A 17,002-nucleotide genomic window follows, 5' to 3' on the forward strand; every position below is an offset into this window, starting at 1 on the left:
TTCCTGCCTCAGGAATACGAGAGGACCAGGCCCTGGATCAGCTTGGTCCAGCCATCCAGCATGACAAACAGGAAAAGCTTCAGGGGAATGGCGATGGTGACGGGAGACACCATCATCATGCCCATGGCCAGCAAGACATTGGAGACGATCAGGTCGATGATGATGAAGGGCAGATAGAGCAGGAACCCGACCTGGAATGCGGCGGTCAACTGCGACACCACAAAAGCGGGGATCAGCACCAGCAGATTGTCCTCGCGCAGGCCGCTGGCTTCTTGCGGGCCCCACAGAGAGACCGCGGTATCCATGAAGAACTGCCTCTGCCCAGGACTGCTGTGCTTCGTCATGAAGGCTTTGAGCGGCGCCGCACCGCGCTCGATCGCCTTCATCAGCGTGTCGAAGCGCTGCGCGCCCGGTTCCGGAGCGGTTCCCGCCTCGTACGTGTGCTTTACCTCTTCGGCGACCTTGCCCAGCACGGGCGCCATGACGTACAGGGACAGGATCAAGGCCAGTCCGTTCAACGCCATATTGGGGGGGACCTGCTGCACCCCTATCGCGTTGCGCAACAGCGCCAGCACCACCGATATCTTCAGAAAGGACGTCGTCAGCATGATGGCAAGCGGCATTATCGCCACGCAGGCGATAACGACGATGAGCGCGACCGGATCGACGTCGTTCAACCACATGAATCGCGGCCCGCCGGAACCAGTGTCAGGACGCGCGCGCCTATCCTGCCGTCGATATCGACCAGCTCGGCGGTGCCGATAAGCGTCCCGTTCGCGCGGATGTGCACCGGACCGGCGTCTATCCGTCTTTGCAGGTCGAAGAACTCGCCGGGCCTGAGCCGCCGGAGCTCGCCCAGGGTCATCCTGTGTTCGCCCAGGTCGAAGTCCAGGCGGACGGGGATACGATCCACGTCGAGTCCATCGGCTTTGCCGTTCCCATCGGCGCTTTCGATGGAGGGCGCACCGCCCACCGCCGCCGCGTCGTCACAAGGATCCCGGGGAAGCCGGGCCCCCTGCGGCGGGAGCGCGCATTCCTGACCTGCGATCGCGGGATCGGCGTCCAGGCCATACGGCGCCGGGTCGGGATACGGATCGTCCCCGGAAGACAGGCTGCCCTCGCGGGCGTCGGGGCGCTTGTCCGGCGGCGGGTATCCGTGATCCATTCCCGCATAGGGGTCGTCGGACGTGGGATAGTCATTCATAGGTAAGCGGCTCCATTCCTGGGTGACGACATAGCGGCTGGCGCCAGGGCCGGTGGCGCGCACGCGGACGCACTGGCCATCCGGCGTGGCAAGCCAGGCATTCCCGTCTGGATCGGCCAGGCCGACATCGAACATGACAACATCGCCTATCGCCAGGCCGCGCAGTTCCGCGGCCCCCAGCACGGTCTGGCCGGCGCGCGCCAGGACAGGGATGGTCAACGCATCCATGCAAGGCACATCGTCGGCGGCCTGGGCCGGCATGCGGGCCAGCCACGCAGCCAGCTCACGCAGGCCCTGATCGTCCGCCGCCAGTTCGGCGTCCACGCTGGCCGCGCCATCGGACGAACGCAAGGACAAACGCCAGGCATACGGATAGCGCGTTCCCGGCTCGGGCAACCCATCGGGCGCGGCGCGCAAACCGGGGCAGAGCCGCCCGATTCCCAGGGCGTTCCAGGCCTCCTGCAACATGGCGTCCCATGCGGCATCGATGAAAGCCGCCGGCAGCGGATCGATCTGCAGGTCGGGCATGCGCAGGGACAGCCAATCGTTGCACGCGCGCGCCGGCAAGCGCAGCCACAGGCGTGCACCGTTCCATTCCAGCCCAACCAGGCGGTACGCATCGTGCCCGGCATTGTCGCCGTGATCGGGTGGGCGATGGGACCATGAAGCATTCCCGCAACAGACGGCGTGCATACGAATATTCCACGCCCCCCTCCCGTGTCCGGCGGACGGGAATACAGGAGTGATGACGTGCCCCACGGCATGCCGGGAGACGCGCGACAGCATCCGCGCCTGCTCGTCCGTCCACCTGCTTGGCCGCAACGGGTAGGCAACGGTCATGGGAATCTCCATGGCACGCGACCGCCGGAGGCATCCGCGCGTACTTCGAGGGCCAGCGGATCGCCGTCATGCGCGGCCACCTTGACCGCGACATCGCGCGAGAGGTCCAAGGCCACCCGTTCCGCCAAAGGTTCCGCGCCACGACGCAGGCGTTCGCGCGCGCAAGGGTTCACGCTGACGAAGTCGACGGCCAAGCGCCCTTCCCGCTCGCGGATGGCCAAATGCGTGGCGGGCAGCAGATCGTCATCCAAGGCAATACCAACCCCACGCTGGCCATCATGCAGGCTATCCAGGTAGACCTTGGTCACGACGCCGCTCAATGCAGCAAGGTCCGGGACAGCCGCGGCAATCGCGCCCGCCGTGTCGCCTTTTCGATGATCCGGACCGGGCTGCCCATTGCGGACCGCCGCGACGTCGTCCCGAGGGTCGTTCGAGGCAGGCTCCGGTCGTCCATCCCCGTCTGTCGCTTTCCTTTCCGGAATCGCGGCGCGGTCCTTGTTTTCCGTGCCAGACAGCAGGGCCCTGAACAAGTCCGCGTCGTCGGGATCCGGCCGCATGCGCGGCCCCAGGAGCCGCGCGCCATCCCCGAGCGCCACCCGCAGGCGGCGATGCACATCCTTGCGGACATCCGGGATGCCGGTCTCCGGCGCCCTGTCGGCCGAGGGCAGCCTGCCTGATGTCGACACTTTCACCTGCTTGCTCCTGACTGCCGATACGTCATGCGTGCGTCCTTCATGGGGCGCCCCTGCCGTGCATCAAGACCGCGGTTTCATCCAGCGCGTCCTCGGCGATTCTTTCTTCGGCGAGCGCGCATTGGCGCCGATACACGTCCAGCACCTCTGTCGATTTCCGCGTCGCCTTTGCGGCCGCTGCGCGCAGTGCCCTGCCGTGGTCCAGCGCGGCCTGTGCCTGCTCGCGTTTTTCCCGCGCCGATTCCACGCCGCGTTGCAGCGCGCGCGTACGCTGCCGTAAGCCATCTATCTTGGCCAGCGTCCGTTCCAGGCTGCGCCGGTCCACCGCTTCGGCCAGCAGGGCCGCGTACAGCGTCGCCTGTTCTTCGTCAGCCCGGCAACGCCAGAGATCCAGCTGACGTTGCTCGCGTTCGAGATACACCTGGGCATCGTCGCGATCGCGGTGCAGGCGCACGAGCGCGCGCTCAGCCCTGCTTTCCCGCAGCGCCCGCAGCGCGACGAGATTCCGGCGCAGATGACCGCCCCGCCCGGTCATCCGTGCACCAGATCGAGCATGCGCGCCACGGCGCCGTCGAAGCTATCCCGCTCGTCCGCCGCCTGCCGGAGAAACTGCCGGACATCGCCGATCTTGCGCACCGCCTCATCCGCCAGCGCATCGTGGCCCGGCTGGTATTCGCCGATGTTCAGCAGCAGTTCGATCTCGGCATGCTTGGCCATCAGCTCACGAAGGCGGCTGGCCGCGCGTGCATGCTCTCGCGACACGACACTGCCCATCACGCGGCTCGCCGACGCAAGGACGTCGATAGCGGGAAAATGGTTTTCCGCGCCCAGCTTGCGCGACAACACGATATGTCCGTCCAGGATGGACCTGACCTCGTCCGCGACGGGTTCGGTCATGTCGTCGCCTTCCACCAGCACCGTGTAGAAAGCCGTCATCGAGCCACGCTCATTCATGCCCGCGCGTTCGAGCAGCTTGGGCAGGACGGCGAAGACGGACGGTGGAAAACCGCGGCGCGTCGGCGGCTCGCCGGCGGCCAGGCCGATCTCCCGCTGCGCGCGCGCGAACCGCGTAACGGAGTCCATCAGGAAAAGCACGCGCTTTCCCTGGTCGCGGAAGAATTCGGCGATCGCCGTCGCCACGAAGGCGGCCTTGACGCGCTCCATGGCCGAGCGGTCGCTGGTCGCGCACACCACCACGCTATTGCGCAGGTTCTCGCCAAGGTCCCGCTGGAGGAATTCGCCGACCTCGCGGCCGCGCTCGCCGATCAGCGCCACGACGCGTACGTCCACATCGGCCCCATTGGCCAACATGCCCATCAATGTGGACTTGCCCCCGCCGGCTGCCGCGAATATTCCCATGCGCTGCCCTTCTCCGCACGTCAACAGGCCGTCCATGACACGTATGCCCAACTCCAGCGGCCGCTGTATCGGCTTGCGCGCCAGCGGATGCGGCGCAGCGCTTAGCACCGGATAGGTTTCCCGCGTGGCCAGCGGTCCGCGGGTGGCCTGATCCAGCGGGCGTCCCAGGCCATCCAGTACCCTGCCCAGGAGTTCCATGCCCACCGGAACGGCCAGCGCGCTATCCGTGGGCATGACTTCGGTGCGGGAGGAGATCCCGCATGTATCGCCTATCGGCGTCAACAGGGCGGCGTCCTCCGCGAAACCGATGACTTCCGCCTTGATGTCCGGGCCGCCGTCCGGGTCTCGCAGTACGCACAGCTGCCCCACCTGCGCGCCGCCGACCGCGGCACGTATGATCGTGCCGGTGACCTGGGTCACCCGGCCCACCATCCGCACCGTGCGGACGTCGGCGAGGCGGGCGCGCATGCCGGGCAGGATATGGTCAAACATCGCTGGCGTTCCGTCCCGTTTCCGTAGTGGTCTCTTCCGACATGGCCTCCAGGGGACACAGGGCACGCTGCAAGATGTCCAGTTGCCTGTCCAGGCTGGTTTCTATGGTGCCGATGGCGGTCTCCATCCGGCATGCGCCGCGTGCGTACCGGTCGTCCGCGACCACATCGATGTAGTCGATGCCGGGGAAGCGCGAGGACAATGCCTGCATATGGCGCCGCACGACGGCGGCATCGTCCGTATGCACACGCAGCAGCACGCTCTTCTGGCGACGCAGCAGCGCCAAGCCGCTTGCGACGACGGCGAGCACTCGCTCCGAGTCGTCGAAGTCGGCAAGTATCCTGCGCAGCGACGCCATGACCAGGTCCGCCACATCGTGTTCGACCTGCTTCAGGAAGCCGACGGTCTGGCGATGGATCGCCACCATCGCGGCGGCCTGTTCGGCCTGTGCGGCCTGGAGTCCCTCCGCGTAGCCGCGCTCCCGCTCCTGGCGATAGGCGTGCCGCGCATCTTCGACGATGCGGGCGGCATCGCGGCGCGCCTTGGCCACCACGCCCCTTGCATCGAGCAGCGCGATATGTTCGTCGCGGCGAACGATCTTTCCCAGGGGTACGACGCGAGTACCGCCGTCCTGACCAAGCCCGTCCGGTGGGTCATCGAGCAGAAATGCCATCGCGGCCTCCCATCGCCGGTTCGTCCGACAAAGCCAGCGCCAAGGCCATGGCCGTCTCGCCATCCAGCGCAGCCGTGACTTCCTCGTGAATGGCGGAGGAGCCGCTGTCCCACCCGCTGTCCCACCCGCTGTCCCTCCATGACTCGCTGGCGTCGCTCTCCGGCGGCGGAGGCGCTGCGCGCGAAGTGGCTGCCCGCTGTGGCGCCGCTTCACACGACGGTGGCGCCACGCCTGCAGGCTGGCTCGTACCTGCTGGCGGGTGCGGGGACATCCCTGGCGAGCGCTGCCGCGACAGGCGGGGAAGCTTCAGAAGCACCCGACGTCCCATCCGCGGGGTCGCGTCGTGGAAAGCGGCATACAAGGCCGCATGGCCGGCCACGGACACCGTGCGAAGGGCCTCGGCTGCATCCTGGAACATCGGTCCGGCCAGGCCGGCATGCAGAACCCGGCCACGCTTGATCCAGCCCAGGGCGTCTTCACCCAGGGCGGCCTGCAGGGCGCGCACCGCATCGCCGGAGATCGCCCGGCGCAGGCGCGGCCCGCAAAGCACAACGCCAAGGCGCCGAGCCAGCATCGCCAGCCGCTCATACGGCAGGACCGCAACGGGCAGGCCCGCGGTGTCGAGCTCGGTAACCGGGGCGTCCAGCAGACCTTCGTGCTGCAGGATCGAACGCGACCACCGGCGATGCCATGCCGCGGAGACCGCTGGCACGGCGTCCAGGCCGGCGACATCCCGCGAAACGCCATAATCCGCGTAGCGGGATGGATGCAAGGTCTTGCTAGGCAGAAAATTGAAGACGATCATCCGCCGATCGCACAACACCAGGCCGGACATGGCTCAATCCTGCCCGAACCGGTCCAGATGTGGCCCGCCGACCAGCATATCGGCATCCAGCGCGCGGCTTCTTTGCCTGCGCCAGAGCCAGAACCCGGTGCCGGCCAGCGTGCTCGCCAGCATCCCGAAACCCACCAGCCACCAGGCCCATGACGGACGTGCGCGGTCTTTTCCATCGCCGTCGGGATCTTTCGGGGAAACGGGCGGCGGCGAGGCCGTAAGCGCCGCCCCGGCGGGACGCTGCGCCGTGACCAGGACCACTGACACGCCGTCTTCGTGGAGTTCCGGGATGGCGTGGGCCACCAGTGTCCGGATCTGCGGCTTCAGGACCTCGAGGTTGTAGCCGGGCTGGTGCTTGATGAAGACGGCCGCGCTGGCCGCCGTCTTGGCGACCTTGACCGCATCCTGGTCGGGCAGGACCACGTGCACCCTGGCGATCAGTACCCCGTCCATCTTCGTCAAGGTGTTTTCCAACTCCTGCGACAACGCATAGATGTAGCGTGCGCGCTCCTCCAGGGGAGAGGAGATCATGCCCTCTTTCTGGAAGATCTTGCCCATGCCTTCGAATCGCTCCCGCGGCAAGCCGTGCTGGCGCAGGATGCTCAGCGCCCTGGCCACGTCCGACTCCGCCACGGACAGCGTCACGCCGCTCTTTTTGGCGACCTTTTCCGCCGGGATGCCCGACTGCAGCAACATCGCCAGTATTTCGTTGGCTTCGCTGTCCGTGGTGGATGAGAACAATTCGACACGGCCGGTACAGCCGGCAAGCGCCAGTACGCCAGCGACCACAATGAGGTACAGCAGACGCCAGGCATCCGGCCCGATGGTGCGGTCGATGCGGCGTGTCGTCATCGATGGCAGCGGCCTTGCAGCCGCTGCCGTCGCCGGGTATTGCAAGGCCGGTGACAAACTCAGCCTCGCGACATGACGTCGGCCGTATGGGAAACCTTCCCGCCGACCTTGCTGACAAGCTCGATGCGCAGCGCAGCTCCCGCGGCCGTGCGGGACATCTTCATAATGTCCCGGATCGTTCCGCCATCGAAGGTATCGCGCTGGCCGATATCGGCCGCCATCGCCTGCGCTTGCTGCCAGTCGTTCGAGATGCCCGCCAGATTGCGTCCTATGCCCTTGGCCAGATAGGCGAGAGGCGATACCGTGCCATCCGCATCGTCCTCGCGGGAGGCGTCGTTATCCGCGCCGCCGGCGCCGGGTGCCGGCGCATTCAATGCGGCCTGGAACAACTCGACCTGCAGCGCGTCGGCGATGCCCGGCGGCTGCTCGCCGTATGCGCCCAGTGGGGCGTGATCGGATACTCCGATTTTCAAGGTCAACTCCTCTATGAAAAATGAATGGGAAGCGCGCTCAGCCGCGGATCACCGTCGTGAGCTCGCGCAACACGTCCTGCGCGATGGTCTCGGATGCGCCAGTCCCTGGCTCCCCGTTACCCTGTGCAAGCGCCAGGGCCAGCGTCCTGTTCGCGGCGGCCCGATGTCCGGCCTCTCGCAGCATGACCCCGGCACATACGGCAGCCAGGCCCGCGTCGGCCCCCAGGGCCGCCGCCCGCTCCACCACTGCCAGGCCTTCTTGCGGAGAGCCGGCCAGCGTGTGGACCATGGCGAGACCCAGATCGACGTTGGGATTCCCCGGCTGCAAGACGCGCAGGCCGCGGAAGATGGCCTCCGCAGCCTGCGCCTGCCCAAGAAACGCACCGACGAAAGCAATGCCGGCCAGCCTCCGGGCCAGCTTCTTGTCCCTGGCCAACCCGCATGGCGCAGCCTCGGGCGCTTGCGGCGCCGGGGATCCATTCACGGCGCGACCTGGCGCGATCCCGGAGTTCCCAAGCGCGATTCGCAATACCATAGGCGTGACCGTAGCCTGAAGGCCAAGTGAGCAGAAGATGAACGACACATATGGGCCTGGGGTATCAGGCGGTCATCGCGTCGCTCTGGATGGCGCCTCGTTCCAGCAGCGCGCTGGTATAGGCCCTGAGCATGTCCGTGGTGGCCTTCAGGTTCTGCTCCACGGACTTGAGTGTCCGCTGCAGGCCCTCGTCCACCACCCGCCGCTCGTCCCGAGCGATGCCCAGGAGCTTGTCGGCCTTCTGCCGGTGGGCTGACGCCACATCCACGTTGTATTGCGCCCCGGCAAGGTCATACTCGCGATAGCCGTTGGTGCCGCCGATCAGACCGTTCGTACCGATCACGCCGGTCTGCCCGACCTTTGCCGCAACGTTGATACGCGGCTGCCATGCTGCGATATTGCTGCGGACCGCGCCGGGACCGCTCTTCATCGCCGCCGCCAAGCCGCCCTTGCAGGCCTCCATCGCTTCCTTGAACAGCCTGGCCAGGTCGTTGAGCCGCGCGGCGGATTCCCGCAGGATCTTCACAAGGCCCGTCACGTACGGTTCGATCGCCTTGACGACCTTGCTCAACCCTTGCGATACCGCGCCGGTAAGCTGTGCCGTCGCGGAACCGACCGCGCCACCCGCGCTGGACGCGAAGGAGGACACGGAGCCCGCAATACCGCCGCCCCAAGTCGCCAGCAGCTGTACGCCCACACCGGCGGCGATACCGACAAGCCGGCCCCAGTTCTTCCATTTTTCAACGGTGGCCTTGTCGGCGCCCACCGCCTTGGCGATGCTGCCGAACAGATTCGCCATGGGTTCCGCATCGCCCAGGACGAGTCCCATCACGGAAGTCACCGCATCGGCCAGCACGCTGGACCCGCCCTTGCCCACGCCCTGGACATCCTTGATGGCTTTCGCGACCGCGCCGCAGACATCGATACCCTGTTCTTTCAGCACGTGGTTGGCAAGGCCGACGCCGGCCATGGCCAGCATGGGCCACGCCGCGCCGCCTGTGGCCACCGTGGCGATCGCGGCGACCGCGAACCCGATATAGGGCATGTACGGCCCCATGGTCTCGGACGCCCAGGTCGCGAAGCGGTTATACCAACGCCCGGCCTTTTCCGCGAGGGCGGCGGCTTTTTCCTTGAACTCCTTGAGACTGTCCAGCTGCGCGTTCACGAACTTATCGATGCCGGTCTTCATCTGCTCGTAGAGCTTGGTCGAGTTCGGATTCAGTACCGCGCCATTGGCCTCATTGCGCAGGGTCTGTACGCGCGACACCAGCGCTCCGATGTTGTACGGCGTTGGCGCCGCGACCGGCATGGCCGGCGTGTCATCCGGCGGCGACAGCCGAGGCGCGCCATTCGGATCGAGCAGCGTCTGCCAATTTCCGTCCTTCGTGCCCTCTCTTTCCGGCACCGCCGTGGTGAGCAGCGTGCCGATCTGGCCGATCGCATCGACCATGGTTTCGAGTGCGTTGGAGGCGTCGGAGGAGACAGGCGCCTCCTTGCCATTTTCCAACGTCCGGTCGGGCCACAATGGCCCAACGGTAGTCTGCAAACTTGTTTCCATCACAACCTTCAACAAGAAGCGGGTATGCCGTTACGCCAGGATGCGCACGGCCGAACGCAAATACTCGGCCCGGGTTTCGTTGATCTTGTCGACGCGGCGGGTGGCCTCGGAGGCGTCGCCGTAGCGTTTACGCCAGAGCTCCATCGTCACTTGGGCGTCGTTGTCGGACATCTGGCCTTCGACGTCCTGGTACCTCTTGCGGACTTCTGCCTCCGCCGTCTCGCTTTCGCCATAGCTGGCGGCCAACGCGCCCACGCCTTGCGGCAAGGATTGGGCGGTCTGCCCCACGCGGCTCCAGGTATCGACCTTGTTGCCGCGATCGGTGTACTGCGTCATTGAGGCCAAGGTACCTTCCGTAAAGGCTTTGTTTACCTGATTACCGGCGCCGACCGCGCTCCCCAGGGAGAGCGCGCCGCCAAACATGGAAAACAGCCCGGTGGCGATCTTGGTGATCTTCCGCCACCAGGCGGCGTCGAGCTCGCGATTGCAACCTTCGAACACCGCGGCGCGCTTCTTTTGCCAGGCCGCTTCGGTACGCATGATGGCCGCCTGGCTCTCGTCGGAGTTCAGCTTTCGGGCACTGTCTCCCATGAGACGCTCGGCTTCGGCGATCATGGACATCATGAATGATTCCGATGCGCCGCACGGACCGGCGCTCGCGGGGTTCTGGACCGGATCCGGCAAGGCATTCTGCATCGCCATGCCGGAGGTGGGAGCGGATATGGTATTCATATGAATACTCCTTGAAACTGGGAAAATTCGGAACCACGCATGGTCCGTTGATGATCAAGGGGGACTCAGGCGGAGCGCCTGAGCTCGGCAAGAACCGCTTCGCAACGTCGCTTGACTTCCTGGTGTTCGGGACGACTGCACATGGCCCGCGCCAGGTCGAATGACTCGATCGCCTTGGCCCGCCTGCCCATTTGCCTGAAACAATCCCCGGCGTGCATGACGACGGCGGGATCGCCGATATCCATGAGGGCCGCGACGGTGTACATCCGCACGGCCTGCTCATGGTCCCCAAGCATCTGGGTCGCGGCCGCAAGCCCTTTCATGTACCGCGGATCCTGATGGTCATACAGCACGAGCTGGGCGAAGAGATGCTGGGCCATGTCGTACCGTTTATTGGCATACAGTTCGTATGCCACGGCATACAGGGCTGTGCGATCGTCGCCCGCTATCCCCAATGCGTCGCCCAATGGACGACCGCTTTCCAGGATGCCGCGTGCCAGGCCCATGACGGCCTCGGCCCCGGGAATTCCGCGGCAGGGCGCGGCCATCACGAGGAACCCGTCACCCGCGCGAAGCCCATGCCGATGGACGTCAGCGTCTTGATCAGACCCTGGTTACTGGTTTGATGCATGTTGATGTTGCCGACCGCCATGCTTTGCTTGGACGCGATCAAGGATTGGTTTCCCGTTACCTCGTCCTGCAGGCCGCCCAGGCGTGTTTTGAGGGTGTCGAAGTCGTTCTTCGTCATGCTTCCATCGACGCCCTTCATGCCTATATCCGTGAGTGCCTTGCTCAGCTGGTCGAGCTTCTCTTGTTCGTAGACGGGCTTGTCCGGATCGAAGGTCTTGTCTTTTTCGTCGTCGGCCCGCTTGGACAGAATGTCCTTGATCTCGTTGAGCGTCGGATTGGTTTTTTCGCTGCCCATGGGCACCGGGAACAGATTGATGAATTCCCCGACCGCTGCGCGCAGGTCGTTGATCTTGCGGTTCCGACCGATGAGACGCTCGGCTTCGGTGTTGTTAGACGACAAAGTCCCTGCCTGCCCCTGCGCCATCTCGGCGTTGGTCTGCATCGCCTGGCAGATCGCGGTGGCCCAGACCTCTGCATCGGTGCTTCCGGACGCCCCGCTGCCGCCACGGGCACCCGTTTCCCCGTAATAAGTCGTAGCTCCGTACCCGGAGCCCAATGTTGTCACACTCATGCGTTACTCCATGTTTGCTGCTCGAGCCCATACGACAGACTCGCGGCGTACGTGCCGCCCCTGCGACACCAGGTTCCGCTCGCTCGGTGCCCATATTCAACACTTGATCCGATATTGCGCGAACACGGGAACCGAATGCAGGAAAGCGTCACTACAGTGACCTTGCACACAATCGATTCATATCTTCGATTGACGATGTAATGCCTGTCGGCGTATCGCGCCGCTTCACGGCGCGGCGTTCGCGCATATCGGCCGGCCGTGCCCGGTCCCTGCATGAACCCAGGAAGCACCCAGAATGATCAGCCCTACCTCCCCCCTGTCCGGCCCCCCGACGATCGGCCACATTCCTCCAGCGGAGGAAACCAAGGGGCCCGCGCCTGGCCTCCCCCCGAACGGCGCCAGGACGCGGCAGTCCGCGCGCGCCAGACCCGTGCCCGTCCCGCCGGTGCCGTCCGAGTCCGGCCTGACGCGGTTCCTGCGGACCACCTGCATAGAAGTCCAGGTCAACCGGGATCTGGAACCCGTCATACGCGTATCCGCCCTGCAGGACCCCGTGACGTTCGACGCCGTCCTGCACCGCTCTCGCAGCGCCCTGCGAGAGGCCGCCGCCCAGGGCGGCGATCGCGGCGCGGTATTTCTGGCGGCCGTGCATGTGCTCGATCGCGACACGGTGCTCAGAAACCAGTCCCGCACGGTTCGCAACGCGCTGTATCAAGGATGAATGCTTCCCGTTCGGCGCCCCTGCCGGCCGAAACGACCGAGTTGTTGCAGGTCGTGGGATTTCTCCATTTGCAGAATGGACACGCCCGGGACGCCATGGCCCTGCTCGAGGCCTGTGACCACGCGGGCGCATGCCATGGCCGCTCATTGATCCTGCTGGCCTTCGTGCGACTGCGAGCGGGCTTTCCGTCCAAGGCCCTGTCCGCCCTGGAACGTGCGGATCCCGTCACGCGCTCCCTGTCCGCGTACAACGCGGTGCTCGCCCGCTGCCTGGCGGCGGCCGGACGCCATGACGATGCGCGGCAGGCCATGACCGCATATGCCGCCGCCCGTTCCCGGGCCCTTGCCGCCGTGCGCTAATACCCCTTTTCTTGCTTGTCAGCATCAACCTTCACCCATGCAAGCAATCCGACGCCTTATCGCCATTGCCACCAGCAGAAACGACATCCTGCTGGCGGCTACCGTCATGGCCATCGTCTTCATGATGATCCTGCCCATGCCCACGGCGGTCATGGACGTCCTCATCGCGGCCAACATCACCTTGTCGTGCGTGCTGCTGATGGTGGCAATCTACCTGCCGTCCGCATTGGCGTTCTCCTCATTCCCCGCCGTACTTCTGGTGTCCACCCTGTTCCGGCTGGGTATCTCGATCTCCACCACTCGCCTGATTCTCCTCGACGGGGACGCCGGCCACATCATCGACACCTTCGGCAACTTTGTGGTGGGCGGCAACCTGGTGGTGGGCCTGGTGGTTTTCCTGATCCTGACTATCGTCCAGTTCATCGTCATCACGAAGGGATCGGAACGGGTGGCCGAGGTCGCCGCGCGGTTCTCGCTGGACGGCATGCCGGGCAAGCAGATGTCGATCGATGCCGACCTGCGCGCGGGCGCCATACAGATGGAAGAAGCGCGACGGCGCCGCAGCGTGGTGGAAAAGGAAAGCCAGCTCTACGGCGCCATGGACGGCGCAATGAAATTCGTCAAGGGCGACGCCATCGCCGGGCTGATCATCGTGGCGGTGAACCTGCTGGGCGGGCTCCTCATCGGTTCCGTGCAGCGCGGCATGACCGCCGGCGAAGCGGCGCTGACCTACTCCATCCTGAGCGTGGGAGACGGCCTGATCTCGCAGATCCCGGCCCTGCTTACGGCGATCTGCGCGGGCATCATCGTCACGCGGGTGCCCACTGGCGACAAACCCTCCAACGTCGGCAGCGATATCGGCGCGCAGGTCATGGCCCACCCGCGCGCCCTGGTCATCGCCGCCATCATTGCGCTGGGCATCGGTCTCATCCCTGGCATGCCGACGCTGGTTTTCCTGGCACTGGCGACGCTTATCGGCGTGACCGGCTTCGTCCTGCTCGGTAACGCCCGCGCCGGAGGCGGCACGGGTACCGGCGGCTTGCCGGGCGATGGCGGCTTCGGCGCGGACGGAGACTCCCAGCCCGAAGCAGGCCAACCCACCAAGTTCGCGCCTGCCGATCCCGTCACACTGGAGCTCGCGGAAGCGCTGGCGGCGGAAATCGACGAAGAATCCGTCAAAGGCGAGTTCCCCGCCGTACGGTATGCGCTCTACCAGGAGCTGGGCGTACCGTTGCCGGACATCAAGCTGCGCCGCGGAAAGCAGCTGCGCGACCGGTCCTATCAGATACTGCTTTTCGAAGTTCCAATCGTGCAGGGCGCGCTTCGCTCCGGATCGGTGCTCGTGCGCGAAGGCTCCCGCAACCTTGACGCCATGGGGATCCCGTACGAGCGTGACAGCGCGGGCCTTTCGCAGGAGTCGGCATTCTGGGTTTCGCGCGATCATGCGGCGGCGCTGGATGGTGCGGGCATTCCGTACCTGCACCCGCATCAGGTGCCTAACTGGCACCTGTCCATCGTCCTGCGGCGGCACGCTTCGCAATTCATCGGCATCCAGGAGACACGCCAACTCCTGACCGCCATGGAGGAAAACTTCGGCGAACTGGTCAAGGAAGCGCATCGCGTCATGCCCATACAGAAGATCGCCGAAATCCTGCAGCGCCTGATCTCGGAAGATATCTCCATACGCGATATGCGCGCCGTACTGGAAGCCTTGGTGGAGTGGGCCCAGAAGGAAAAGGATATCGTCTTGCTGACCGAGTACGTGCGCATGGCGCTGAAGCGCTACATCAGCCACAAATACTCCAACGGCCAGAACTTCCTGCCATCCTACCTTCTGGCGCCCGATGTCGAGGACCTGGTGCGGGATGCGATCCGGCAAACGGCCGGCGGCAGCTATCTGGCCATGGATCCGGAAAAGTCCCAGGCCCTTCTGGACAGCATACGGCGCACGGTCGGCACCCTGGAAACCATGATCGCCAGGCCGGTGATCCTGACTTCCATGGACATCCGCCGCTATGTGCGCAAGCTCATCGAGCAGGACCTGTACCAATTGCCCGTTCTTTCCTACCAGGAGCTGGTCCCGGAAATAAACGTTCAACCGCTCGCCCGGGTGGACCTATGAGTCATGATGCACACCGGCTGGTAGTTTGCGGAGCACTGTCATGACACAAGACCTGGAACTGCGGGTCCTGACCGGCATCCACCAAGGAGCGCGATGCCCTATACACGACGGCGCGCTCATTGGATCGCATGAGCGATGCGACGTCGTGCTTTGCGACGACGGCATCGCCGAAGCCGCCGCACGCCTGCAGCTGAGCCCGACCGGTTGGGGCTTGGCAATACAGGACGACAAGGCGCAGAGCGACACGACCGAGACGTCCCCGGACCTCGCGCTCATGGGCCGCGAAGCGTCGTTCGGTACACCGTGCCGACTGGGCACCGTGCTTCTGGCCGTCGCGCGTTGCGGCGACCCTTGGCCCGAGCTTGCCGCGCTCGAAGCCATGGCAGCACCGGCCGAAACGCCATCGGCGGATAGTGACCGCCAGGTGCGGCGGGACAACGGCCCGGGCGACCCACGGGCCGCGCATCCTTCCGAAGGGAACACTGCGCGGGCCCGTATGTCCGGCGAGCATGGCGTGTTGCCCATGGACGACGACGGCCGCCTGCGCGGCATGCTCCCGCGACGGCCGAAGGCGACAGGATGGCGCTGGGCGGTGGGCAGCCTGCTGATCCTGCTCGTTTTCGGAAGCGTGGCCTCGTTTCCGCCTGGCAAGGTAGCCGCCCTACCCAGCGTCCAAGGCCAGCTCGTTGGAAATACGGAAGCCCTGACTCGCGTCCGGGAATTGCTGGCGGACAACGGCTACGCGGGGCGCGTGCAGGCAAGCTGGAGCCCGGACCACGAAATCGTGGTCACCGGCTGGGTCCACGACGAAGCCCAGCACGACCGGCTGGCCACCACGCTCAGCACGATATGGCCGCTGCCGGCGCTGCGCGTGGGCACGCAAACGCAAGCGGCACGATCCATAGGCGCGCGGACGGCCGATCTGGACGCCAGCGTTTTCATCGACTTCATGCCCACCGGCGCGCTCAAGATCCGGGGCGTGGCGGCATCCGAAGCGATACGGCAGGAAGCCTATCGGCGATGGCGCGAAGATGCCGGGCCTCAGGCGGAGATGACGCTGATACTTGTCGCCGACCTGACCGACTCGCTAAACCGCGCGCTGGCGTCGGCGGGAGCGCCCCCGGTCGCGGCCACATGGAAGGACAAAACGCTCCGGATCGACGCGGGGACGCTGGACGGCGCGCAACGCCAGAGCCTGAATGCGGTGCTGGACGCGCTACCGGCAGCTCATAGGCAGGCGATTTCCCTGGACGAAGGTGCCGCGGCCGCCGTGCAAGGCGTTCCCTTCAGGATCCAGACCGTGGTCAGCGGCAAGCAACCCTGGGTGGTCCTCGATGATGGAACCCGCATCGCGCCCGGCGGCACGCACGGCGCTTATCGCCTGACCTCGATCGAGGACGGTAGCGTGGTGTTCGACGGCCCCGTCAAGACGGTCATCTCCCGCTGATTTCGCCGTGCCGCGCCACCTTGCTCCCACACTACACCATGACATCGCCACCAGATGACTTCGATGCCGCCTCTCTGTGCGAGGCTTTTGGCTTGCCTTCCGAAACGCAGGCGCTACGTTCGCTGCTATGCGAATTCCGCAACGCCGAGCTGACCGCACAGCGCCTGATGCGGGCGCCCTTGCGCCGGGGCGAATTCTCGGAAGTACAGGCATTGCTGGACGCGTCTCGAGCGGCACAGCGCATTCTCTCCGCGCTCATTCCCGGAACATGACCGCAACACGCCGTTCGCGCGCCTACCGCTTTCCTCGCGCGGGTCGCCCGCGCATAACCCCATGGAGCCAACCGGATGAGTACCAGCCCGACAAACAATATCGGCACGACCACACTGACCCGCGAAACGTCCAACCTTGACGAGCTGTACCGAGACAACATGAACACGCCCGTGCTGGACATTGCGAGCGCCCAGAAATTCGCCGAGCTCAGCGGCGTGGTCAACGTCAAGGCGGCGTGCGCGGTGGGCATGACCAAGCTGATCATCAGCTGCTGCAAGGACATCATGCGCATCGTAGGGACGTGAAAGATAATGTATCGGCGGCGCGAGCGACGCCGCTCTACGCGCCCACGTGCGTGCCGCGCCGGGCCTGGTCGCGAGCGGACCCATGCTGTCCCACCGCACGCCCATGATGGGCTGGCTGGCAAGGAAATGCCGCGCATACGCTGAAGATCGCCGGCACATCACGAATTCCACCACCTTTGCATCGGTCGAAATACAAAGTCCGTGTTGCGACATGCATGGCGTACGCTCCCTCCACCTCAAGCATGAGAAGCCTTGCAACAAACGGTGGAAATGATCGTTCCCGTATGTTAATAATTGCTATACCTACATAGCCGTCGTTGCATTCTGAC

20 protein-coding genes are annotated in these 17,002 nt (G+C 65.4%); 6 read left to right on the plus strand and 14 right to left on the minus strand.

What is annotated here, in order from left to right:
* Positions 1-8: 8 nt before the first annotated feature.
* From sctR to BAU06_RS20150, 14 genes are all read right to left on the minus strand, one after another.
* Positions 9-677 (minus strand): type III secretion system export apparatus subunit SctR, encoded by a 669-nt coding sequence (gene sctR, locus BAU06_RS20085; RefSeq protein ID WP_066359425.1) that lies wholly within the window; start codon positions 675-677, stop codon positions 9-11.
* Entirely contained in the window at positions 674-1,897 is a 1,224-nt protein-coding gene (gene sctQ / locus BAU06_RS20090) for a type III secretion system cytoplasmic ring protein SctQ (RefSeq protein WP_066354241.1), read from the minus strand. Before sctQ ends, sctR begins: the two co-directional genes overlap by 4 nt.
* Before the next feature lie 143 nt (positions 1,898-2,040).
* Positions 2,041-2,736 carry a hypothetical protein gene (locus tag BAU06_RS26740; RefSeq protein WP_156770292.1) on the minus strand — a complete coding sequence of 232 codons (696 nt, stop codon included), beginning with the start codon at positions 2,734-2,736 and terminating at the stop codon, positions 2,041-2,043.
* Positions 2,737-2,776: 40 nt separating this feature from the next.
* On the minus strand, positions 2,777-3,271 hold the full coding sequence (gene sctO, locus BAU06_RS20100) for a type III secretion system stalk subunit SctO (protein WP_066671410.1): 495 nt from the start codon (positions 3,269-3,271) through the stop codon (positions 2,777-2,779).
* Positions 3,268-4,587: a type III secretion system ATPase SctN gene (sctN, locus tag BAU06_RS20105; protein ID WP_066354257.1), complete on the minus strand. Its 1,320-nt coding sequence runs from the start codon at positions 4,585-4,587 to the stop codon at positions 3,268-3,270. Before sctN ends, sctO begins: the two co-directional genes overlap by 4 nt.
* Positions 4,580-5,260 (minus strand): HrpE/YscL family type III secretion apparatus protein, encoded by a 681-nt coding sequence (locus BAU06_RS20110; RefSeq protein WP_197509338.1) that lies wholly within the window; start codon positions 5,258-5,260, stop codon positions 4,580-4,582. The genes sctN and BAU06_RS20110 overlap by 8 nt, the downstream gene beginning before the upstream one ends.
* Entirely contained in the window at positions 5,241-6,095 is an 855-nt protein-coding gene (locus BAU06_RS20115; RefSeq protein WP_066354268.1) for a SctK family type III secretion system sorting platform protein, read from the minus strand. The genes BAU06_RS20110 and BAU06_RS20115 overlap by 20 nt, the downstream gene beginning before the upstream one ends.
* Before the next feature lie 3 nt (positions 6,096-6,098).
* A complete protein-coding gene (sctJ, locus tag BAU06_RS20120; RefSeq protein ID WP_066354271.1) occupies positions 6,099-6,947 on the minus strand; it encodes a type III secretion system inner membrane ring lipoprotein SctJ in 849 nt (282 codons plus the stop codon).
* A 59-nt stretch (positions 6,948-7,006) separates the two neighbouring features.
* Positions 7,007-7,420 (minus strand): hypothetical protein, encoded by a 414-nt coding sequence (locus tag BAU06_RS20125; RefSeq protein ID WP_066354279.1) that lies wholly within the window; start codon positions 7,418-7,420, stop codon positions 7,007-7,009.
* 37 nt (positions 7,421-7,457) lie between these two features.
* Positions 7,458-7,955, minus strand: coding sequence for a tetratricopeptide repeat protein (locus tag BAU06_RS20130; protein ID WP_156770293.1), 498 nt, complete (start codon positions 7,953-7,955; stop codon positions 7,458-7,460).
* A gap of 64 nt (positions 7,956-8,019) precedes the next feature.
* Entirely contained in the window at positions 8,020-9,513 is a 1,494-nt protein-coding gene (locus BAU06_RS20135; protein WP_156770294.1) for a hypothetical protein, read from the minus strand.
* A gap of 30 nt (positions 9,514-9,543) precedes the next feature.
* Positions 9,544-10,245, minus strand: a complete 702-nt coding sequence (locus tag BAU06_RS20140) for a hypothetical protein (RefSeq protein ID WP_066354289.1) — start codon at positions 10,243-10,245, stop codon at positions 9,544-9,546.
* Between the two features lie 65 nt (positions 10,246-10,310).
* Positions 10,311-10,751, minus strand: coding sequence for a SycD/LcrH family type III secretion system chaperone (locus BAU06_RS20145; protein ID WP_197509340.1), 441 nt, complete (start codon positions 10,749-10,751; stop codon positions 10,311-10,313).
* 41 nt (positions 10,752-10,792) lie between these two features.
* On the minus strand, positions 10,793-11,446 hold the full coding sequence (locus BAU06_RS20150) for a hypothetical protein (RefSeq protein ID WP_156770296.1): 654 nt from the start codon (positions 11,444-11,446) through the stop codon (positions 10,793-10,795).
* A 430-nt stretch (positions 11,447-11,876) separates the two neighbouring features.
* Between BAU06_RS20150 and sctX the strand changes: the two genes are divergently transcribed.
* The 6 genes from sctX to BAU06_RS20175 all read left to right on the plus strand — a co-directional run bounded on the left by sctX (position 11,877) and on the right by BAU06_RS20175 (position 16,673).
* Positions 11,877-12,167 (plus strand): type III secretion apparatus assembly protein SctX, encoded by a 291-nt coding sequence (gene sctX, locus BAU06_RS20155; protein WP_066354295.1) that lies wholly within the window; start codon positions 11,877-11,879, stop codon positions 12,165-12,167.
* Positions 12,164-12,526: a hypothetical protein gene (locus tag BAU06_RS20160; protein WP_066354296.1), complete on the plus strand. Its 363-nt coding sequence runs from the start codon at positions 12,164-12,166 to the stop codon at positions 12,524-12,526. Before sctX ends, BAU06_RS20160 begins: the two co-directional genes overlap by 4 nt.
* A gap of 37 nt (positions 12,527-12,563) precedes the next feature.
* On the plus strand, positions 12,564-14,648 hold the full coding sequence (gene sctV, locus BAU06_RS20165; RefSeq protein WP_066354303.1) for a type III secretion system export apparatus subunit SctV: 2,085 nt from the start codon (positions 12,564-12,566) through the stop codon (positions 14,646-14,648).
* Positions 14,649-14,688: 40 nt separating this feature from the next.
* A complete protein-coding gene (gene sctD / locus BAU06_RS20170; protein ID WP_066354305.1) occupies positions 14,689-16,095 on the plus strand; it encodes a type III secretion system inner membrane ring subunit SctD in 1,407 nt (468 codons plus the stop codon).
* Positions 16,096-16,187: 92 nt separating this feature from the next.
* Positions 16,188-16,367, plus strand: coding sequence for a hypothetical protein (locus tag BAU06_RS26745; RefSeq protein ID WP_156770297.1), 180 nt, complete (start codon positions 16,188-16,190; stop codon positions 16,365-16,367).
* 75 nt (positions 16,368-16,442) lie between these two features.
* On the plus strand, positions 16,443-16,673 hold the full coding sequence (locus BAU06_RS20175; RefSeq protein ID WP_066354308.1) for a hypothetical protein: 231 nt from the start codon (positions 16,443-16,445) through the stop codon (positions 16,671-16,673).
* Positions 16,674-17,002 lie beyond the last annotated feature (329 nt).

The sequence above is a fragment of the Bordetella bronchialis genome, assembly GCF_001676705.1.
GTDB lineage: Bacteria > Pseudomonadota > Gammaproteobacteria > Burkholderiales > Burkholderiaceae_B > Bordetella_C > Bordetella_C bronchialis.